A 20,731-nucleotide genomic window follows, 5' to 3' on the forward strand; every position below is an offset into this window, starting at 1 on the left:
ATATGTCGAATCATAAAACATGTTGGATGCCTGAACTTCAAGATAATATTATCGTTTCTTCGCAAGAATATCGAGATGCTATGAGCCATTTTGCAGGCGCCGTGCATATTGTGACAACAGATGGCATTAAGGGAAAGCGCGGGGTGACAGTTTCGGCGTGTTGTTCTTTATCAGATAATCCTCCAACGCTTCTTGTTTGTCTCATGCGCCATAATCTGAAGAATCATGTGTTTATGGAAAATGGAATTTTTTGTGTTAATAGCTTGGCAGGAAAACATCGTCCATTAGCGGACGTCTTTTCAAGGCGTTGCAATGTTCCCCAAAATGAGCGTTTTGATGTTGCACAATGGGGAGTTTTGCAGACGGGGGCGCCTAGTCTTTCTGATGCTTTAGCATCTTTTGATTGTCGTTTGATTTGTTGGCACGAGCATGCAACCCATTGTGTATTGATTGGAGAAGTTGTTGCAATCAACTGTAGTCAAGAAAAAGATGCTTTGATGTATTTGAATCGTGGATATCACACTTTACCTTTATAAAGATTTTTATTTTTGGGCATTGGTGAAATGATTTATTGGTACTCCATTTAAATTTTAGTACACTGAAGAAGGAGGAGGGAGATGGCTCTGAACTTTGAATTTTCTTCTTTTTGAGGTTTCTCAATAAATGAGAAAAATGCTTTTTGGATGATCTTTGATCAAGAGTCCAACTTGAGATCAAAAAAGCGATCAAGATCAAACAGCGCATTTGAACATATTTGTAGATTGTTGTGAAAAAACATTTTACTCTTGTGTTGATGGGTATTGCACAATATATAGACCCCACAGAGCAGATGTGGAGGTTTTTTATTGCATGAGCGAAGAGATTGATGATCAATATCGCCCTAGTGAAGATGAGCCTTTTATGAATGAACGGCAAAAGGCGTATTTTCGTGCTAAATTGGTTTCTTGGAAGAATGATATCTTAAAAGAAGCGCGTGAGACTTTGGAAAATTTGCAGGAAGAGAATGTTGGTCAACCTGATTTGACCGATAGGGCGTCTTGTGAAACTGATCGTACAATCGAATTACGTGCTCGTGATCGTCAAAGGAAACTTATTTCAAAAATAGATGCTGCCTTGGAGCGAATTGATAATGGGACATATGGTTTTTGTGAAGAAACTGGTGAGCCTATTAGTATAAAGCGTCTTGAGGCGCGGCCGATTGCCGTTTTGTCGTTGGAAGCACAAGAACGTCACGAACGACGTGAAAAAGTTTATCGTGATGATTAAAGTCATTAGAACGATAAATAAACGAAGTTCGTAGTGATAAAATCACATATTTTATTTTGGAGGGGTGGGAATAAACAAAGATGGTTCTTGTCTTCCTTCAATTTCGGCCGTGATTGCTGAATCTTTTACCACTTGATTTATAAAAGAAGAGGAGATTTTATCTGGCGTATCGTTTCTTTCTGTAAGGCGGGGAGTGGGATGGGGGTGTATTTCGCTCTTTTGTGTTCTGGATGTGCTGGTAATATCGGATTCTACAACCATATCTGTTAATCCGCCAATAAGGAGCAAATGTTCTTTATTATCACAACGGACTAAAACAAGGCGGCGTGTTCGATCTATAGAAATTGCTTCACATAGTGTTAATCGTGATAGACTTTTTTTTCTATTAGTATTGAATCTTCCCTTATTGAAACGGCGTAAAAACAAGATAATTATAGTAATAGCTGCGATTGTTATTATAAAAAACAAAAAACTTATCGTTATGTTTGCAGCAGATACACCTATTTGGTCTGATAACCAGATATACATAGTTTTTCTCCCATTTTGGTATGGAAACTATCGTCTTTTAGTGAAATAAATTTATAAACATACCCTTAAAAGATTCGCTTAAAGACAAGAAATAAACCTTTTTAACATTAAGTGAGCTTTCTTAGAAAGATGATATCATAGTATATATTTTATAACAATGAATATAAAAAGAAGTTTCTTGGTATAAGAAACAGCTAAATCTAAGGCAGAGAGAGATGAATAAAGGTTTTGAGAATAATGAAAGATCAGCGTCTTCGTCTTCTGTTCGTCGGAGAGTTGTGATTTTGGGTGTTGTTTTTATCTTAGTTTTCCTTTTCATTGTGGGCGTTTTAGATTTTTTTTATCCACAAAGTTATTTGCAAAAGGTGGTAGTAGCATCTTTTTTGATTTTAGCGATTATCGGTGTTGCAACACTCGTTTTAAGTGGAATGGGAATTTTAAGATACTACCCATGGTGGTTGCATGAGGATTTTGATTTTAGCATCTTTAATGGGAGCGATGATGCAATTGTAATCTCTGATCTTTCTGGTTTTGTTTATTATTCTAATCAAAACTATCAAAAAATTCTGACCTATAAGCCTGAATGGTCTTGTTATAGGGTTATTGCTGATCTTCCAGGAGCTGGTGCACTTTCCTATCGCTTAAAAGTTGCAGCCTGTAATAATCTTTCAGCGCAAGAAGAGTTAAGAGTAGAGCAACCAATTTTTATCGATTCTACACAAAAAAAATCTGTTTGGTATAATATCTCTGTTCAACCTATTACAAAACGGAAAAAAAAGCTTTTATTTTGGCGTATTAGCGATATATCGCATTTACAACAAACCCGAGAAGTTTTTTTCTCTAACCTTCAAGAGGCGATCAATCATTTGGATCAAGCGCCTGTTGGTTTTTTATCCGTGAATGCACAAGGGACTCTTCTTTATGCTAATGCAGTTTTTGCCGAATGGTTCTCACTTGATTTAGCAAATTTTTCGATCGGTCAATATCATTTTGATCCATTATTTGAGAGTGTTGGTGCTAAGAGCTCATGGAGTGATATTTGCTTGCAAACCAACAGATATCAAAACTCAGGTTACTCTTTCCCTTATAGGTTTTCGTTATGTTTAAATTCACAGACCACGTGTGAGAAAATATTTCACTGTTTTATCTCTGCTTCTTCTCTCTTAGAGGAGGAAGCCGTTTATCGTATTGTGATCATTCCACAACAAATACAAAAAGAAGAGAATAATCAATTAAAATTACCTCGTATATTAGAAGAATATTTTGATGCGAGTCCTTTTGCAATAGCCGTGGTGGATCAGAAAGGGCAGTTGGTTCATATGAATAATGCTTTTTCATCACTCTCCGAATGTATGGATAAAACGATCAATTTTTATGATATTATTTCTCGTCGTGATTGTGTGCCGTTAGAGCGTGCCTTTCAGAAAATTGCGACCAATAAAAATTATTTTGTTTCTCTGGAAACTGTTTTAGAAAAGAATGAAGAACGCCATTTACGTCTTCATGTTATGTCTGTACCACCCTATCATGGTGGTGCACTACAAGACTTGCTTATTATCTCTGTCATTGAAACAACAGAACAAAAAACACTTGAAGATAAAATGATGCAAAGTCAGAAGATGCAAGCTGTTGGGCAATTGGCAGGCGGCATTGCTCATGATTTTAATAATGTTTTAACAGCAATTTTAATGTCTTGTGATCTTCTTTTAAATACGCATCGTAGCTCTGATCCTGCTCATGCTGATCTGATCAATATTAAAAATAATGCTAATCGTGCAGCTGCTCTTGTACAGCAATTACTCGCTTTTTCTAGAAAGCAAACACTTCGACCTGAAGAGGTTGATTTTACAGAATTTTTATCCGATATTCGTAATCTTGTTTTACCACTTTTGGGGAATAGTATTCAGTTAAAAATTATTCATGGAAGAGATTTGTGGAGCGTTGAAGTCGATCAGGCATCTTTTCAGCGTGTGATTATGAATTTGGTTATTAATGCGCGTGATGCTATGTTCGATGGAGGTATTATTACGATTGCGACAAACAATATTACAAAACAACAAAGTGTTGAATTTAATCATCTGGGGTTAGCAATTGGTGAATATGTGCAATTGACTATTTCAGATACAGGGACTGGGATATCTGCTGCTATACAAGAAAAAATGTTTGAGCCATTTTTTACAACCAAAGAAGTTGGAAAAGGAACAGGACTTGGTTTATCAATGGTTTATGGAATTATTAAGCAGAGTGGTGGGTATATTTATTGTGAAAGTAAAGAGGGAGAAGGAGCAACATTTCATATTTTTCTGCCCCGTTATATCCCCGATATAAAAGGAAAAATTTCTCAGAAGATTGAAAAAGATGAAGAGAAAGATAAAAATATAGACCTAACAGGATCTGCGACTGTTTTATTGGTTGAAGATGAGGATGCGGTCAGAATGGGGGGGGTAAGAGCTCTTCAAATGAGAGGATATACGGTTTTAGAGGCCGCAAGTGGGGTGGAAGCCCTTTCTGTTCTTGAAGAAAAAAAAGGAGCTGTTGATATTATTGTTTCCGATGTGGTGATGCCAGAAATGGATGGGCCTACTTTATTGAAGGAAGTCCGTAAAAACTATCCTGATATCAAATTTCTTTTCGTCTCTGGATATGCAAAAGATGCTTTTGCTAAGAATCTTCCACAAGATGCTGTTTTTGGTTTTTTATCTAAACCTTTTACACTCAAACAGTTAGCTCAAATAGTTAAAGAAACACTTTCGTCATAACGCAAAAATTAATGCAATAGAAAAATTGCGTATTTTAAGATTTTTTAGAAGGAAATACGAGAGCATTTTGATCAATAGAGCTCGTAGGAATGTCCAGAAACTAAATAAACAAGAACAATTTGGAAATTTAAATAAAATTCAAAAAAATTGCACATTCTATGCAAAAATTTATGAAGAAATGGATTTTATTCTGTCAACGTTAGAGGTTTTTAATGATAGGTGCTGAAGATAAACTGTATGTAAAGCATTGAAAAATACTATAAACTTCTGATATCCTTAAAAGGATAAGAGCTGTTGTTGCGTATCGACACTTTTGCTCTTTCCTTCAATAAATGCTTTTAAGGCTTCAGGATAGAGTTTATGCTCTGCTTTAAGAACTCTTTGTGCTAAGTACTCCGTGCTATCATCAGAATAGACTGGAACGGCTGCTTGGGCAAGAATTTTTCCAGCATCCATATCTTCTGTAACAAGATGAACAGTACAACCTGAGATTTTTACGCCTGCTTGTAAAGCTCTTTCATGCGTGTTTAAACCTTTAAATGAAGGTAAAAGAGAAGGGTGAATGTTTAAAATTCGTCCTTCATAAAGTTTTACAAAACGTGATGAGATAAGGCGCATATACCCCGCAAAGCAAAGAAAATCCGGTTTATATTGATCTAAAATTGTAAAAATATCTTCTTCATGCTCTTCTTTCGTTTTGTAGATTTTGCGATCAACAATATGAACAGGTAAGTTATGATTTTGTGCTTTTTCAATACCGTTTGCACATGGATTATCGCAAATAACTGCGACGATTTCAGCAGGATATCCCTTTTGTTTGCTTGCTTGAGCAAGGGCGACCATATTGGACCCATTACCAGAAATGAAAACGACGATTTGTTTTTTCATAAATGGAGTTCCCCTTTATAAAGTATCCCTTTATTTTGATCTTGGCGTTTTGTTAAAATGCCAAGGGGAGTCACAGTCTCTCCATTTTTTTCAAGAGCTTGCGTAACTGTTTTAGCTGCATACTGCCCCACGATAATGATCATACCAATACCACAATTGAATGTTCGTAACATTTCCGTTTCTTCTATTTTACCTTGTTTGGCAATCCATGAAAAGACGGAGGGAACATTGATGGTCGAAAGATTAACTTCAGCACAGAGAGAAGAGGGAATGACACGTGGAATATTTTCCGGAAAACCTCCACCCGTAATATGTGCAAGAGCTTTAATTCCTTCATATTTTCGCATGATAGGAAGAAGCGATTTCACATAAATGCGTGTTGGTGTCAGGAGCGCTGTACCAAGGCTATTTGGGGGAGCAAAAGGGGCAGGGTCATTCCATTTTAGATGATTTTGCTCAATGATTCGTCGAACAAGCGAAAAGCCGTTAGAATGAATTCCAGAGGCGCTTAGACCTAAGATAATATCGCCTTCTTTCAGGTCTTTTGAAGGAAGCAGCATGCTGCGTTCACATGCGCCTACAGCAAAACCTGCTAGATCATAATCTCCTTCTGCGTACATTCCTGGCATTTCTGCAGTTTCTCCCCCAATAAGAGCAGCACCAGCTTGTTTACAACCTTCTGCAATACCAGAAACGATTGCGGCACCTTGTTCAGGGTCAAGTTTTCCAGTTGCAAAATAATCCAGAAAAAAGAGAGGTTCCGCTCCTTGTACAAGTAAATCGTTGACACACATCGCTACCAGATCAATACCTACCGTGTTATGGTGACCTACTTCAATGGCAATTTTTAGTTTTGTTCCCACACCATCATTAGCTGCGACTAAGATAGGATCTGTAAAGCCCGCTGCTTTTAAATCAAAAAGGCCTCCAAAACCGCCAATTTCTGCATCTGCTCCGGCTCGTTTTGTCGCGCGTATAAAGGGTTTAATTTTTTCTACCATAGCATTACCCATATCGATGTTTACACCGGACTTTGCGTAGGTAAGACTAGCTTTGGATTTATCCCCAGCCTTGGATTTATTATTTGTAAGATTTTGATTGCTCATTGGAGCCTTCCTTTAATGGAAAATCAGGTTTTGACGTTATGCAATGCCATGATAGAGTTTTCTCTGCAAGATATATTGATAAGAAAATGAGTAACTTTACTTGTACCTTATTTTGAAGATGTTTATAATTTTTGTGAAGAATTTTTTTTAGGATATTTTATGAGCAAGATATCAGATAATCAGGGACAATCTTCTTGGCAACTTATGAAAAAGAAAGTGAATGAGAATACATCCCGTGACCGTTATAAGACTTATACGCCAGCATATACACAATTACCGTTGCCGAATAATATGAAAAGACAAATCTTTTTTTGGCTGGGGACGCTGATTTTTTTTATTCTTTTTATGTTTGTTTTTGGATCAATCTTGCTTCCTTTTGTGGCAGGGATTGTGTTGGCTTATTTTCTTAATCCCATTGTTCAACTCCTTGAAAAGTTTGGTATTCGTCGTGTTTTTGGTACTGTCCTTATTACCTTATTTATTGTTATTATCTTTGTTGCTGCTTTAGTTATTCTGATTCCTATTATTAGTTCGCAAATACAGCAATTTGTGAGTGATGGCTTACCTGTTTATATTAATCGTATTCAAACTTTTTTCGTTGAGCATGATTTTGATTGGATAAGGGACTATTTTGGAAGTGATCCAAATGAATTACGGAGTAATATTAAAGGGCTTTTGGGAGAAGGTTCTGATTTTATTACATCTCTTTTGAATTCACTTTTGAAATCGGGAAAGTCTATCGTTAATATCGTTAGCCTATTTGTTGTGGCGCCTGTGGTGACATTTTATATGTTATTAGATTGGCCACGTATGGTGAGAGCAATTGATTCGTTAATACCGCGTGATCATCTTGAAACTGTTCGTAGTATTTTTCATGAAATGGATAGAGCTATAGCAGGCTTTGTTCGTGGACAAGGGACCGTTTGTCTTATATTGGGAGGCTATTATGCTATTGGTTTAACGATTGCAGGACTCAATTTTGGTCTTTTGGTTGGTATGTTTATTGGCCTTATTAGCTTTATTCCTTATATTGGAACAATGAGTGGCTTGGTCCTTTCTGTTGGTATTGCATGGGTCCAGTTTTATCCCAATAATTGGGGGGGAATCATCATTGTGATGGCTCTTTTTTTAATTGGTCAATTTATTGAGGGGTATATTCTTCAACCAAAACTTGTTGGTTCATCAGTGGGATTACATCCCGTGTGGTTGATGTTTTCGCTTTTTGCTTTTTCTTCACTCTTTGGTTTTACTGGTATGCTTGTTGCTGTTCCTGCTGCGGCGGCTGTGGGCGTTTTAGTTCGTTTTGCCCTTCATACTTATCTTAGTTCTCAGATGTATTCGCGAAGTGGAAATTCGGAGCCGCTAAAATGAATGGGCGAGAAACGCAATTATCTTTAAATTTCCCTTATGAGCCAGTTTTTCAATTTGATGATTTAGTCGTGACGGATAGCAATCGTATGGCTTTTCAGCTTATTGATCACTGGCCCAATTGGAGCTTACCTATTGCAGTTTTGGTTGGAAAAGAAGGATCTGGAAAAACGCACTTTTCGAGTATATGGCTCCAAAAAGCAAATGCATTCAGGATACAGCACAATAAAATTGATCAAGCTGTTGCTATGGCTTCTTTAGGCAGATCATTTTTAATAGAGGATATTGATGCAGGTGAAATTAGTGAGACAGAACTTTTTCATTTAATTAACAGTGTTAAGCAAGCAAATGTTGATGCACGACAAGCTACTTTATTGATGACGGCACGGACACTCCCTTCTGCTTGGAATCTAAAGTTAAATGATCTAAAAAGTCGTCTTAATTCGGTGATGTTCGTTGAAATTAATCAGCCTGATGATGCATTGTTAACAGCTGTTGCCTTTAAGCTTTTTTCCGATAGGCAGCTTATTGTGCATCCAGATACAGTTTATTATCTTATCAGCCGTTGTGAACGTTCTTTATTTTCATTGAAGCATATTATTGATTCTGTTGATCAGTTGGCATTACAAAGAAAAAGAAAAATAACGCGTGCTGTTATTGCCGAAGTTTTGAATAGAAAAAAAACGTAAATACTCCTTATCATGGCTTTACTTGTTCTTCCCTTTTATTGTTTTTTTAATATGAGGAAAGGCAAGTCATTTAAATTTTCTGCTGTTTTGATATCTATTAAGAATGAAAAAAATTATTTTTTACTTTTTTATGCGTTTCGTTTAAATGGCTTTAATTTTATTGAATGAATATTCTTTTCATCACTTGTATAAGCTATATATTTTTGTATTTGAAAATGTTTCTAAAAAGAGCTCTTCACTTTATTTATAATAAAATTTTTATGGTTTGAAAAAATGTTTGTCGTTTATGGACTTGGATTATAGGAGAAACGAGAGTTTTTTCGTCCTTGGGAGAATGGAAAAAGAGGGGAAAGAAACTTAATACAGCGGGATTTTATATGAGTACAGTAGAGATATTATATTCCTTTTGGGAAAGTTCTTCTAGCATATAAGTCGTTTTTTCTAAAACTCTACCTGTAAAATGCGTTCTGATACAGTGGGAGTTTACTTAAAGCAGGATAAAATTATGGAATCCTTATAAAGAGGTTCATTATTTTTTATATCGATTAGATTTTTGTACGAATGTTATTTTCTATTTTCGTTAATAAATATGTTATTGAGGAGGAAAAAAATTTAAAAACATTCTTTTTTGTAAAGAAATGCAACAAAATTGAAAAAAAGTGTGTTTTTCTCTTGCACTTCTGTTGTGAAAATTTTAGGAAATGTGCATCAAATAAATGTTAAATGGCGGAGCGTAGCGCAGCCTGGTAGCGCACCTGATTTGGGATCAGGGGGTCGTAGGTTCGAATCCTATCGCTCCGACCATATTTGATAAGGTGTATAAGAATGACCCAGTTGGGTACGTGTGGTAAAAAACAATCATTCAAGCGTTGTGTAATCTGAAGGGAAAAGGCATGATCGCACGTATTTATAGTCCTGCTAAAACAGCTATGCAGTCGGGTAAGGGGAATACAGGCTTTTGGATTCTACAATATGAGCCGATGAAAGCAAAAATGCTAGAGCCTCTTATGGGGTACACGGCAACATCTGATATGAATAGTCAAGTAAGAATCCGTTTTAATAGGAGGGAAGAAGCAATTGCTTTTGCACGCAAGAATGCTATTCCTTATCGTGTAGAAAAGACACATTCACCGATTCGGCGTGCTGTTTCTTATTCTGATAATTTTCGCAGTGATCGGCAGCAATCTTGGACACATTAAGTTAAAGATGCTATTTTGAATTGAGAAAATAATCAGTTGGTTGTGGGGTCCCGTAGCTCAGCTGGATAGAGCAACGGCCTTCTAAGCCGTGGGTCACAGGTTCGAATCCTGTCGGGATCGCCATGTTTAAGAAAATTAATAGATAAAAAAATTCGCGAGTTTCCTTTTGATTGTATTAGTTTATTCTTCTGTATACTCTGAGCTTTTTTGATATTTTTTTAATTGATGCTATTGCAGTTTTTTGTTGGCTGTTTGGGTATAAAATAATGCCATACTGTTTTCTGTCCAGCCAAAAAGTTCTTTAAGTTGTGATACGGTAGCTCCCGCATTTGCTTGCTGCGTATTGTTGATAATTTTTTCATCCATTGGCTTATTCTTTTAATGCAGTTGCATTCCATGCTTTAGAAAACAGATTGCCAAAACTTTTTTTGTGAGCTTCTTTCCATTTTGCTAAAAATGAATGTGCTTATAGTTTGACAGTAAGTTTTTCAGTAGTGGGAAGAGATGAGATTAGTTAGGAATACGTGATAATTTGTTGTTTTTATGTATAAAATTTAGCATTAAATGCGCGTTTTGTCAAAATAGATTTTGACACCTAAAATTGGAAAAAAAACGCAAAAAATAGCGAAAATTGGAATTTGAGCGTAAAAATGAGAAAAGGCTTTGAAAGGTCTTTGAAAATCCTTTGAAGATTTTTAAAAAGTCTGTGAAAGCCCATAAAACCGCCTTTGAAGACCCTTTGAAAAAAATAAATTGATGCAAAAACTGCTGTCAAATTGTGCAAAACCCGATGAGAAGCTACAATGCTATTTCTTAGATGAGGTTTAAGCATTGTAGTTAATGCCGGTAAAATTGCAAAAAATGTCTACCTTAAATTTTTTATGAATAATATTATTACGTTTTTCGGTATACTCTTTGGTAAGATTGGTTTTCAAGGCATGATAGATTCCGTTTAGAAGTGTTTTGTGGAACATTGAAGAATAAAAAAGGTATCTGTTTATGATGAGAGTTTAGAAACAACATCCCCTAAAGTAATGAAGGGTATCTTCTTGTATTGAAAGCTGTTCCTTATAAAGCTTTATGACTTTAGAGTTTTTTGTATAAAAAGATGCTGTGTGTCTGCTGCTCAGATAAGATATTGTTTTTTCAATGCTATTATACATTTATTGCCAATCTAATTTAATGTGGTTGTCACGGTTTCTCAGGGTAGTGCCATAGATTTCAGCAATGTTTATGGTTTTCTGAATTTTATGGGTTTAAGAGTTTATGTTGCATATTTATAGGTTATCTTGTACATATCCCGTTTGAATTATAAGTGAAGATGAATTGTATCTCATAGTTAAGTTTTTAGATTTCGCATTTATATTTTCAAATGTTTTTCTTATTTCTTTATAGTTTGTACGTCGCGCGAGAGCTATTTTAGTATTTGATTACACTAAAATGTTATGCGATAAGATCTGATGTTCTAAATGCATACAATTTAAGGTGATCATTGTTTCAGTAAGAATATAGTGCAAAGAACAGAGTACCGTTGGATTGTATATTATGCGCTTGTTTTAAAGAGACAGCTCTTAAAACCCTCAAAAGCCCATTTTACGCCGGCGCTCGTGAATGGTATAATGACTAACATTGAGTACTACCATCTTTCCGCTTTTGAAGGAAGAAGCCGGCACATTATGGACTTTACCTATTTGCTAGTCACCAATGTTGCGATAGATCACAGCTTTCAGATCGTTATAGGCATTTTAGTGCTTTTTTGTACAATTTTTATCTCCATGCCAATCCTTCTTATGACATGCAAGAGAGATGGTTTTGATCGATTCAACATGGGAGAGGTTTGAAATGAGAGGACTTTACAATATTCGGATTTCTCATTCAACATCTCAAATAATAAAATATATTTATAAATCAATGTATTGAAAGAATAAAACTTGCTTTTGTCGTGTTTTTTACTCTTTTGAATATTTTAGACAACTTCTTATTGGTAAACTTAAAATACCGCTCTAAAAACCAAGTGTTTTACGTACCAAAGAGATTGTTGTTATATCTCTACTTATTTTGACAACAGCGGTGCCTCAATAGAGAAGAAAGAATCAAAAAAATAGGCGATAAATCAGAAGATAAACAAATTTTTTTAGAAAGGAATCCTATCTTTGTCGAAAGAATTTTACAATAAAACCTTCTAATCTGTCGTAACTGAAACTGTTGTTGCATTTATGATGCTTTCTAGATGGCTTATTCCGAGAGGTCTTATCAGAATCCAAAAAATATTAGAAATACCCTGTAGAACATGCCCTTTGGAGAATTTGCAAAATCCTATTCCCTAACCTTTATTTACGCCTCTCGTACTCTGAAAAGAATACGACAAATTACTACAATTATTTATGGTATAAAGTGCAAATGGTGGGCGTGACAGGGATTGAACCTGTGACCCCTACGATGTCAACGTAGTGCTCTCCCGCTGAGCTACACGCCCGTTCACCGATGTTGCATACACCACATAGAATGACAAACGTCAATGCTTAATTTCATTTTCTCTTACAACAGATGCAAATAACTTAGAAAAACATCTCTTTAAGCAGCAATAAGGATCTTTTCAACTTCATTGACGAGTTCACGTAAGTGAAATGGTTTAGAGAGAACCTTTGCATCAGGAGGAGCATCACTATTTGAATTGAGTGCAACCGCTGCAAAACCTGTAATGAACATTACGCGTAAATCGGGGTCAATCTCAGTAGCGCGTCGTGCAAGTTCGATTCCATCCATCTCCGGCATCACAATGTCAGTTAAGAGAAGAGAAAATGGTTCTTCTTGTAAACGTTCATATGCGCTAATACCATTATCGAAATCGGCGACTTCGTAGCCTGCACGTTCTAAGGCTTTTACAAGAAAGCGACGCATATCGTTATCATCTTCTGCGAGCAGGATTCGTTTCATGATTGTGTTCCAATGGCTCCGTTTGTCAGAATTTTTGCCGCATCAATTATACAATACAGAGTATTTATAAAAAAGATGGTAAAATACTCATAATTGAAATGAATGGCAAAATGGTTAATTCTTATATTCTTATTCAAAATACAACATATTCGTTGTGAGTTGGTTAAATTCGAAACATATGTGATTTTGAAAAAGAGAGGGTGATCTAAAACTTTTAAAGTGATTCATTGCTATTTTTTCTTTTAAATTTTCTGATTCTTATCAGAATTCCATTAAAAAAATTATAAAAACCATTATTGTGGGGATTGCTTATATCGAGAAATTAGCAGAATATTATGTTAATTTGTTGTTTTTAAAAGGTTATCCTAGAAAATAGAATTTCTATAGTTATTTGTTTTTATAGCGATTTGCAAATGAATATTATAAATGGTGTTTATTTTCAGATTTTTTCTATAAACGGATGAAAGCTACTATTTTTTAGATATACTATAAAATCATCCCTTAATAATATATCAAAAATAGTATTTTGATGTCTTATTTATAAAGATTCATATATGATGTATTAAGATAGTTTTTTATATTTATTTTATTAAATTATCTCATTTTATATTCATTATTTTTGTTAGGAGATATGATGAATATTTATTTTATGGCTTACCTGTAGAGTCTATAAAACGAATCATATGAGTGGTTAGAAGATGGAATCCATTATATAAGGAGTATTTATAGAACGGCGTTGCTCATAGAAATCTTTGTTTTTGGTGGAACGAAATAGACGTTAAGGTTTCGTATTATTTTATAGATACATTATCGGGGATAAATGCATCAAATGCAGCCCAAAATTGTTTTTTATAATCTTCGTTATACATGATTGTATCAAGTTCAGCGCCTGTAATGGTAATAGTTTCTGCCAGACGTGTGTGTTGACATAATTGCCGGACCTCAATGTTGTTGGCAAGATTATTTTGATTGGCGAGAATAAAGAGTGTTGGGATTTGTAAATGTCCGTGGCGTATATTTTTCTTCACAGAATCAATCACATTAAATACCGATGCCATCCATCGAGATGTTGGGGCCTTAATGCCAGAGAGTGGCACTTGATGCATATGCCCCAATTGTATATTTTTTTGTTTTATTTTTTTTAATTTTTTCCCATCTTTCGCTGGTATAAAGCCAAGACCTATATCAGAAAGAAATTGTGTTAATTTACGTTGAAAACCATTCGTTTTATTGCCGAATGGAGCAAAAAGGGGAGAAACACAGAGCAATCTATTAAATTGATGATTAATGAGATCTAATCCGCTAAGTGCTATCAATCCACCCATACCATAGGCGAGCATAGAGTAAGGTGGTGGACAATTAGGATAAACAACATTTTTAAGAAATTCATCTAAATCATTAATATCATTATTTATATCAAAGTAATGATGTCGGCATTTTTTCTTGTCTTGAGGAATATTTTTTTTTGATCAAACCAGTCAAATATTGCTGTATGAAAACCGCGTTTAGAAATTTCATTTATGGGTAAAAAATATGTTTCTAAATCATTTGCATCGCTTTCAAGAATAACTATTGTTCCCTTAGATTTTTCCGCTTCAGGATATGTTATCGCAAAACGAATTTCGTGATCTATTGTTATTTTCAGGGTACCATGATGGATATTAGGAGGAGTGGAACCCCAGTCTATGGGATAAAGAGGTGTTTCCAATTGATATCCTTTACAAGTGTATTTTTGCAACTTAGCGCACCATGAGATAATAAGAAGGCTTTGATATTTATGTAATGAAGAAGAAGGATTAAGAAAGGGGTATATTGTTTTTTAGATAGTTTTTGTCAATTCAGGCACAAAAGAGTTGAAATAAGGGAAAACGATTACCAGATAATACAATGTGGTTGCCATGATGGGGCCGCGGGTTCACAAGTAAGTTTGCCATTTGGGAGCTTTGTGAATCAATCATAAATTGTAGTCGCTCTAAAGGAGGGCAGTATTATGCGTCAAGTAGATTTTTCACCATTTTATCGTTCCACAGTAGGTTTTGATCATCTTTTTAACTGGTTTGATTCTAGGACACAACCAGAAGAGGTTTCTTCTTATCCCCCATACAATATCGAGCGTTTAACCGAAGATTCTTATAGAATTTCTATGGCTGTTGCTGGTTTTTCTCAAGATGAAATTGATATTGAAACGCATTGTAACCAGTTGGTCGTTAAGGGAGATAGAAAGCCTGAAAAGGATGATGAAGAACGAGAGTTTCTTTATCGAGGTATTGCTTCGCGCGCTTTTGAGCGGCGTTTTCACTTGGCTGATCATGTGAAGGTTATTGGGGCAGAGCTTGGAGATGGGCTTCTCCATATTCAGCTTAGAAGGGAAATGCCAGCTGAATTAAAACCAAAGAAGATAACCGTGCAGACGTCACCATCCATTACAAAAAAAGGTAACAGCGACATTATAGCATAAAGAAAATTTAGAAAATATAAGAAGCAAATAATTATAAATTTTTTTAAAGAATAAAGTAACGCGAGGCAAAGGTCTCGCGTTTTCTATGAGCTCTTATGAGACTGAAGATGATACTCATAAAGACGGTTTTTTTTCAAATTAACGATAAAATATCTATTGCACATTATTCTACGTTGAAGAAAAAAACATGTATGTGCAATTGAAATAAAAAGAACTCTAAATAAGCTTATTTTATAACGTTTTAAAAATGGTCGGAGCGGCGGGATTTGAACCCACGACCCCTTGACCCCCAGTCAAGTGCGCTACCAAGCTGCGCTACGCTCCGAGTCCGTGTGAAACGATTAAATGACTGTTTCTTTAAAGGCAAGAGAAAAAATAAACAGAACAAAATCTAAAATGCTCTTACACTTACAGCTTTTGAAAGTGAAAAATTTTTTACCCAATCAATATATTGTTGTTCGTTCAAGATAAGTTACGAATCTGTACAATTCTTTGTTATCGTTAAATTTTGAGCTCTATAATCAATAGATCTTATCATTTAACTCCTTTTACAAATTGTGAAGGGGGAAGATTTGTGATTTTAGGGGTATGGGGGAAGGAGAGCACAATAAGTGCGGGAAGTATATTTTCTTTATCTCATAGGTCATTAAAAAATAAATATTTTCAAAAGGTTAGATTTGAATGTATGGCATTGAAACGTTTTCTTTCGTTTAGAGTTTTTATAGCAGAGGTATTTTGCGTTTTATGTGAACAAAAAATTGTAAATTCTAGATTGTACAATCAAAAACCTCATTTTATGAGGATGTATTTTTATCTCAATAAAAAGGTTAGGATGTTTTAATTTATGTCTTGTTGTTTTTCTTCTAAAATATCAGATAGAATATGGTAGAGAAAGGACGTTTAAAGTGTCTATTGAAACAAGAAATGAGTAAACGATGAGTCGTTTTTCGGTAATAAGTCTAACACAAGCCGCTGTGAATCGTGTTAAAGCGATTATGGATTCGAAAGATGCACGAGGTATTCTTGTTGGGATCAAAAAAGGCGGTTGTGCAGGAATGGAATATACAATTACTCTCGTCAAAGAAGAGGGAATAGACGCGGATGTTGTTGAAGTGAATGGTGCTCGTGTTTTTATAGCGCATGATGCGGTGTTATTTTTATTAGGAACACAGATGGATTATGAAGTAACAACGCTTCGTTCTGGTTTTGTTTTTAAAAATCCTAATCAAGTTTCAGCATGTGGGTGTGGCGAATCGGTAGAACTTCGTCCTGTTTCCCAAGATCAATATAAAACGAATCAAGCTTCGTGAAATTATCCAAGCTTAAAAAAATTATCATCGAGTAATTCTAGGAGGCTTATTTTTGGGGTAGAAGGATATTTTTTATCGTTCATTTTTAGCTTGTTTCCAAAGTGCTTCCATTTCATTTAAGGATGCCTCAGTGAGTGTTTTAGATTGAGTGGATAGCTTTTCTTCAATATAGGCAAAACGATTTCGGAATTTTATATTTGTTCTTTTTAATGCTTTTTGTGAATCAATCGCTAAGTGGCGTGCGAGATTAAGAAGAATAAAGTAGAGATCTCCAAACTCTGCTTCTATTTCTGAATTTTTTTTATTTTTGATGGCTTCTTTGAGCTCTTCAAGTTCTTCTTCTATTTTTGCAAGAACTTTATCACTTTCTTGCCAATCAAAACCCACTGTAGCTGCAGCTTCTTGTAGAGCAAGGGCCTCTTGGTTTGCTGGCTGGATTGGTTTTACTTTTGCAAGAATGCTTGAATTGTTGTTGTTTTCTTTGCACAATTTCTTTTGTTCAGCCTGTTCTTCTTTTTTTATATATTCCCACTCTTCTTTTATAAACCCTCGTTTTTTTTGCTCAGCATTTCCAAAAACGTGAGGATGGCGGCGAATCATTTTTGCAGTGATTGCATAAACAACATCTTCAAAAGTAAAGCTGCCTTCTTCTTGTGCAATGGTAGCAAGATAAACAACCTGTAAAAGGAGATCACCAAGTTCTTCACAGAGATCTTTTGTTTTTTTTCGTTCAATGGCATCGATGACTTCGTAAGCTTCTTCAAGTATATAGGGTATGAGAGATTCAAAAGTTTGTTTTTTATGCCAGAGACAACCACTATCAGGATTTCGTAATGCCGTGATAATTGCGGTGAGATCTTTGATATCTTTTGAGGCTAACATTTATACTTCCTCCGTAAGCAATAGAGCTTATGTTTAGATATCCCAACGTCTATGTAACCACATCCATTGTCCAGGATATTCACGGACCCAAGTTTCAACAATATCATTTAATTTTTGCACAGAAGCAGCTATATCGATATCGTTTTTTTCATCACGTGGAAGTTCTACATGTTCATATAATTCTAAACGATGGCGTCCTCCAGGGAGACGAATACAACGTGCTGGATAAATATCACAGTTATATTGTCGCGCAAGCTTTATAATTAAGGGATTTGTTTTAAGGGGTCTGTTAAAAAATGTTCCCATGATACCGCGGCGAAATTTTTGATCAACCAGCATACCAACATTTTCACCTTCTGCTAATTTGCCTGCTAATGCCCATGCTGCACCAGCTTTGGAGGGAACAAGATGTCCCATAGAAGTTTGTCGTGCTTTAAGGACTCGTTTGGCAACATAAGGGTTATTGGGGGGTCTAAATAATACCGTAACATTCAGATCAAAACTTTGTGCGCAAATAGGCAGAAGTTCAAAATTTCCAGTATGCGCTGTGAAAAAAATATGTGGCTTTTTTTCATTTTTTAATCGCTCAAAGATTTCAATGCCTTTAACTTCAATAAAACCTGGCTCGTCCGCATGAGGATCAAAATCAAAAATTTTATCAAGAAAAATATATTCGGCTAGGAAGCGCCCTATATTTTCCCACATTTCTATTGCAATCGCATAGCGTTCTTGCTCTGTTTTTTCTGGATATGCGCTCCTAAGATTTGCAAGTGTTATTTGATGACGATGGATCAGGGGACCAATTTTTTTTGCCAACCAAGAAAAAAAAGAAATTCCCATTTGGGCTGGAAAGCATTTTAAAATAAATAAAGAACTAAAGAGCAGATATGCCCACAACAAGTAGGATATTTTTTTAGCTATAATTTTAATACGATAGATGAGATTTTTAAGAGAAAGCTTCATTATGATTTAATTGATTTTAAGAATAATTTTACCAAAAACATCACGGCTCTCCATTCGGTTTAAAGCTGTATCCATTTCATCAAGTCCAACAATCGTATCAATGACAGGGTGTACAGCTTTTTGTGCCATTTTTTGCATGGCATTTTTCATATTTTCCATACGGCAGCCAAATGAACCAAATATTTTAAGTTGTTGCTGGAATAATTGCATGAGATTTATAGAGGCTGAAACACCAGAGGTAGAACCGCAAGTCACTAAGCGTGCTCCTTTTTTCATACACAACAGAGAACCATTCCATGTATCGGCACCAACATGCTCAAAAACAACGTCAACACCTTTTTTTTGAGTTAATTTACGTACCACACCTTCAAAACGATCTTTACGATAATTAATCACATGATCTGCTCCAAGAGAGTGTGCTTTTGCAATTTTTTCATCTGAACCTACCGTCGTGATAACAGTACAGCCCATATGTTTTGCAAGTTGAATGGCGGCAGAGCCAATACCGGAACCACCTGCTTGTATCAGGATTATTTCTCCTGCTTGTAGTTTTGCGTTATCGAAAAGCATATGTTCTACGGTACCAAAAGTAATGGGAGCAACAGCGGCTTGGAATTCATCACATTGGGGAGGGGCTGGAACCAATAAACGTGCTGGCAAATTGACAAACTCACAAGCAAAACCATCAAGATGAAAACCGTAGACTCCCTTTACAGCCGTACAAAGATTATCTTGTCCTTCATGACAAGCTTGGCATACTCCGCAGGTTTGTGCACCATAAAGTGAGACAATCTGTCCAAGTTGGAGATTTTCAACGCTATCTCCTACTTTTATAACCTCACCGGAAGCTTCGGCACCAATAATGAGGGGCATTTTTCTTTTCGCAAAGGCCATGCCACGCCAGCCCCATACATCAATATGATTAAGAGCAACAGCTTTTATCCGCACTGTTACTTCATCGGGAAGTGGAGATGGTGGTGGTGCAATATTGGTAATTTCAAGCTGGCGTTCATTTAGCAATTGTAGCGCACGCATTATTATTCCCCTTCAATTGATAATTGCTATTGCTTTAGTACGATTAACTTTGGTCAGTATGGAAAAAATTATCCTTTATAGGCTGTGATAACAAGACTCGTATTTTGACCACCAAATCCAAATGAGTTTGACAAAACCGCATTGACATTGGCTTTACGGCTATGATGAGGAACAACGTCTAAAGGGATAGAAGGGTCAGGATTATCGTAATTTATTGTAGGTGGAAGTATCCCCGATTGAATGGTCAAAAGCGAAAAAACGGCTTCTATGGCACCAGCAGCAGTTAAGGTATGCCCAATCATTGATTTATTAGAAGAAACTGGAATATGCTTTAGAATGTCACCAAAGACTGTCGATAACGCAAGATATTCCATTTTCTCATTTTCAGGTGTGGAGGTTCCGTGGGCATTAATATAGTCAATTTCATGGATGGTGATTTGTGCATCATTTAAGGCTTTGCGAACGGATCCAATGGCTGGTGATGCGTCGGGTTTTGAACGTGTACGGTGAAAATCATCAGCTGTTTCTCCACAACCTGCTAAAATTCCTAAAATTGTAGCATTACGGTTTAATGCGCTTTGAAGAGATTCAAGAACAAAAGCTCCGGAGCCTTCTGCCATAACAAATCCATCTCTGTCTCGGCTGAAAGGTTTTGCTGCTTTTTCTGCGGGTTCATTCTGAGTGGAAAGAGCAGATAGTAATGAAAAACGAATGAGAGATTCTGCTGAAACTGATCCATCTGTCGCAATGGTGAGAGCGCGATTTGTTTCTCCTCGTCGAATAGATTCAACACCTAATTGAATTGCTGTTGCACCAGATGCACAAGCCGTGGAAAGTGTAACGGGAAGCCCTTTTGTGCCAAACGTTTTTTGCAGTTTTTCTGCAATTGCACCAAATTGTGTGGTTTCAAAAAGTGTCTCATGGGGTTTATGCTGACAGATTTTAAGAAGATGTGCATAAGAAGGCTCATTATTGAAGTCTTCCTCTTGATCAAGACTAAAACGTGCTTGCCATTCAAGTTCAACAGGAGGCGCAGCTAGAAAGAGAGGTCCATTAAAATTTGTTTTATCAAGAGCAGCTTGTTCTAAAGCTTCTTCAGCAGAAAGATGTGCAAGCTTTTGAGAAAGAGCCGAAGCACCAAGCCTACTTTCTTCAAGAAAATCAATTGTTCCAGCAATATATGTATTTAATCCCTCAACGGGAAAACGTGTTATTTTGTGGATACCACTTACGCCGCTTGTTAATTTTTGCCAATTTTCATGTTTTCCTTGTCCTAGTGATGTGACAACGCCTGCTCCAGTTATCGCTACAAGTGGACGTCCAAAATGATCATGATATTTCAC

17 protein-coding genes, 4 tRNA genes and 1 pseudogene are annotated in these 20,731 nt (G+C 36.0%); 10 read left to right on the forward strand and 12 right to left on the reverse strand.

All coding sequences use genetic code 11. The features are described 5' to 3' along the window. The first annotated feature begins 2 nt into the window (after positions 1-2). Positions 3-536 (forward strand): flavin reductase, encoded by a 534-nt coding sequence (locus PVV66_RS05050; protein ID WP_273718018.1) that lies wholly within the window; start codon positions 3-5, stop codon positions 534-536. A 313-nt stretch (positions 537-849) separates the two neighbouring features. Next, positions 850-1,266, forward strand: a complete 417-nt coding sequence (gene dksA, locus PVV66_RS05055; RefSeq protein WP_175868254.1) for an RNA polymerase-binding protein DksA — start codon at positions 850-852, stop codon at positions 1,264-1,266. 51 nt (positions 1,267-1,317) lie between these two features. Here dksA and PVV66_RS05060 read toward each other — a convergent pair whose 3' ends face one another. Then, positions 1,318-1,794, reverse strand: coding sequence for a flagellar biosynthetic protein FliO (locus PVV66_RS05060; RefSeq protein ID WP_273718023.1), 477 nt, complete (start codon positions 1,792-1,794; stop codon positions 1,318-1,320). 215 nt (positions 1,795-2,009) lie between these two features. Between PVV66_RS05060 and PVV66_RS05065 the strand changes: the two genes are divergently transcribed. Then, a complete protein-coding gene (locus PVV66_RS05065; protein ID WP_273718025.1) occupies positions 2,010-4,553 on the forward strand; it encodes a response regulator in 2,544 nt (847 codons plus the stop codon). A 276-nt stretch (positions 4,554-4,829) separates the two neighbouring features. Here the strand turns inward: PVV66_RS05065 and purN are convergent, their stop codons facing one another. Then, complete coding sequence (gene purN, locus PVV66_RS05070; RefSeq protein ID WP_273718026.1) at positions 4,830-5,441, reverse strand: phosphoribosylglycinamide formyltransferase; 612 nt, start codon at positions 5,439-5,441, stop codon at positions 4,830-4,832. Continuing rightward, a complete protein-coding gene (gene purM / locus PVV66_RS05075; RefSeq protein ID WP_273718028.1) occupies positions 5,438-6,547 on the reverse strand; it encodes a phosphoribosylformylglycinamidine cyclo-ligase in 1,110 nt (369 codons plus the stop codon). The genes purN and purM overlap by 4 nt, the downstream gene beginning before the upstream one ends. A 159-nt stretch (positions 6,548-6,706) precedes the next feature. Here purM and PVV66_RS05080 point away from each other — a divergent pair, with 159 nt between their 5' ends. From PVV66_RS05080 to PVV66_RS05100, 5 genes are all read left to right on the forward strand, one after another. Continuing rightward, positions 6,707-7,918, forward strand: a complete 1,212-nt coding sequence (locus tag PVV66_RS05080; RefSeq protein WP_273718030.1) for an AI-2E family transporter — start codon at positions 6,707-6,709, stop codon at positions 7,916-7,918. Next, a complete protein-coding gene (hdaA, locus tag PVV66_RS05085; protein ID WP_273718032.1) occupies positions 7,915-8,604 on the forward strand; it encodes a DnaA regulatory inactivator HdaA in 690 nt (229 codons plus the stop codon). Before PVV66_RS05080 ends, hdaA begins: the two co-directional genes overlap by 4 nt. A 727-nt stretch (positions 8,605-9,331) precedes the next feature. Further along, a tRNA-Pro gene (locus PVV66_RS05090) sits at positions 9,332-9,408 on the forward strand. A gap of 89 nt (positions 9,409-9,497) precedes the next feature. Continuing rightward, positions 9,498-9,803 carry an ETC complex I subunit gene (locus PVV66_RS05095; protein WP_273718033.1) on the forward strand — a complete coding sequence of 102 codons (306 nt, stop codon included), beginning with the start codon at positions 9,498-9,500 and terminating at the stop codon, positions 9,801-9,803. A 46-nt stretch (positions 9,804-9,849) separates the two neighbouring features. After that, positions 9,850-9,926: transfer RNA gene (locus PVV66_RS05100), tRNA-Arg, on the forward strand. A gap of 105 nt (positions 9,927-10,031) precedes the next feature. On the opposite strand, the gene PVV66_RS05105 is transcribed toward PVV66_RS05100, so the two are convergent. The 4 genes and pseudogenes from PVV66_RS05105 to PVV66_RS05120 all read right to left on the reverse strand — a co-directional run bounded on the left by PVV66_RS05105 (position 10,032) and on the right by PVV66_RS05120 (position 14,448). Next, a complete protein-coding gene (locus tag PVV66_RS05105) occupies positions 10,032-10,169 on the reverse strand; it encodes a hypothetical protein (protein ID WP_273718034.1) in 138 nt (45 codons plus the stop codon). Positions 10,170-12,204: 2,035 nt separating this feature from the next. Continuing rightward, positions 12,205-12,279: transfer RNA gene (locus PVV66_RS05110), tRNA-Val, on the reverse strand. A gap of 98 nt (positions 12,280-12,377) precedes the next feature. Then, a complete protein-coding gene (cpdR, locus tag PVV66_RS05115) occupies positions 12,378-12,740 on the reverse strand; it encodes a cell cycle two-component system response regulator CpdR (protein WP_005773448.1) in 363 nt (120 codons plus the stop codon). A 791-nt stretch (positions 12,741-13,531) separates the two neighbouring features. Continuing rightward, positions 13,532-14,448, reverse strand: a pseudogene (locus PVV66_RS05120) (serine aminopeptidase domain-containing protein). A 282-nt stretch (positions 14,449-14,730) separates the two neighbouring features. Between PVV66_RS05120 and PVV66_RS05125 the strand changes: the two are divergent. Beyond that, the gene (locus tag PVV66_RS05125) at positions 14,731-15,198 is read left to right on the forward strand and encodes an Hsp20 family protein (RefSeq protein ID WP_273718038.1); all 468 of its coding nucleotides are present in this window, start codon (positions 14,731-14,733) and stop codon (positions 15,196-15,198) included. Positions 15,199-15,446: 248 nt separating this feature from the next. Here the strand turns inward: PVV66_RS05125 and PVV66_RS05130 are convergent. Then, positions 15,447-15,523 (reverse strand) — tRNA-Pro (locus PVV66_RS05130). Positions 15,524-16,133: 610 nt separating this feature from the next. Between PVV66_RS05130 and PVV66_RS05135 the strand changes: the two genes are divergently transcribed. Continuing rightward, positions 16,134-16,508 carry an iron-sulfur cluster assembly accessory protein gene (locus PVV66_RS05135; RefSeq protein ID WP_273718040.1) on the forward strand — a complete coding sequence of 125 codons (375 nt, stop codon included), beginning with the start codon at positions 16,134-16,136 and terminating at the stop codon, positions 16,506-16,508. A gap of 72 nt (positions 16,509-16,580) precedes the next feature. Here the strand turns inward: PVV66_RS05135 and mazG are convergent, their stop codons facing one another. The 4 genes from mazG to PVV66_RS05155 form a co-directional block, all read right to left on the reverse strand. After that, positions 16,581-17,390: a nucleoside triphosphate pyrophosphohydrolase gene (gene mazG / locus PVV66_RS05140; RefSeq protein WP_273718042.1), complete on the reverse strand. Its 810-nt coding sequence runs from the start codon at positions 17,388-17,390 to the stop codon at positions 16,581-16,583. 33 nt (positions 17,391-17,423) lie between these two features. Then, positions 17,424-18,353, reverse strand: a complete 930-nt coding sequence (locus tag PVV66_RS05145; RefSeq protein WP_273718044.1) for a lipid A biosynthesis lauroyl acyltransferase — start codon at positions 18,351-18,353, stop codon at positions 17,424-17,426. A 6-nt stretch (positions 18,354-18,359) separates the two neighbouring features. Further along, complete coding sequence (locus PVV66_RS05150) at positions 18,360-19,388, reverse strand: zinc-binding dehydrogenase (RefSeq protein ID WP_273718046.1); 1,029 nt, start codon at positions 19,386-19,388, stop codon at positions 18,360-18,362. Between the two features lie 68 nt (positions 19,389-19,456). After that, positions 19,457-20,731, reverse strand: a complete 1,275-nt coding sequence (locus PVV66_RS05155; protein ID WP_273718048.1) for a beta-ketoacyl-ACP synthase — start codon at positions 20,729-20,731, stop codon at positions 19,457-19,459.

The organism is Bartonella sp. AU16XJBT (assembly GCF_028618665.1).
Classification (GTDB): domain Bacteria; phylum Pseudomonadota; class Alphaproteobacteria; order Rhizobiales; family Rhizobiaceae; genus Bartonella.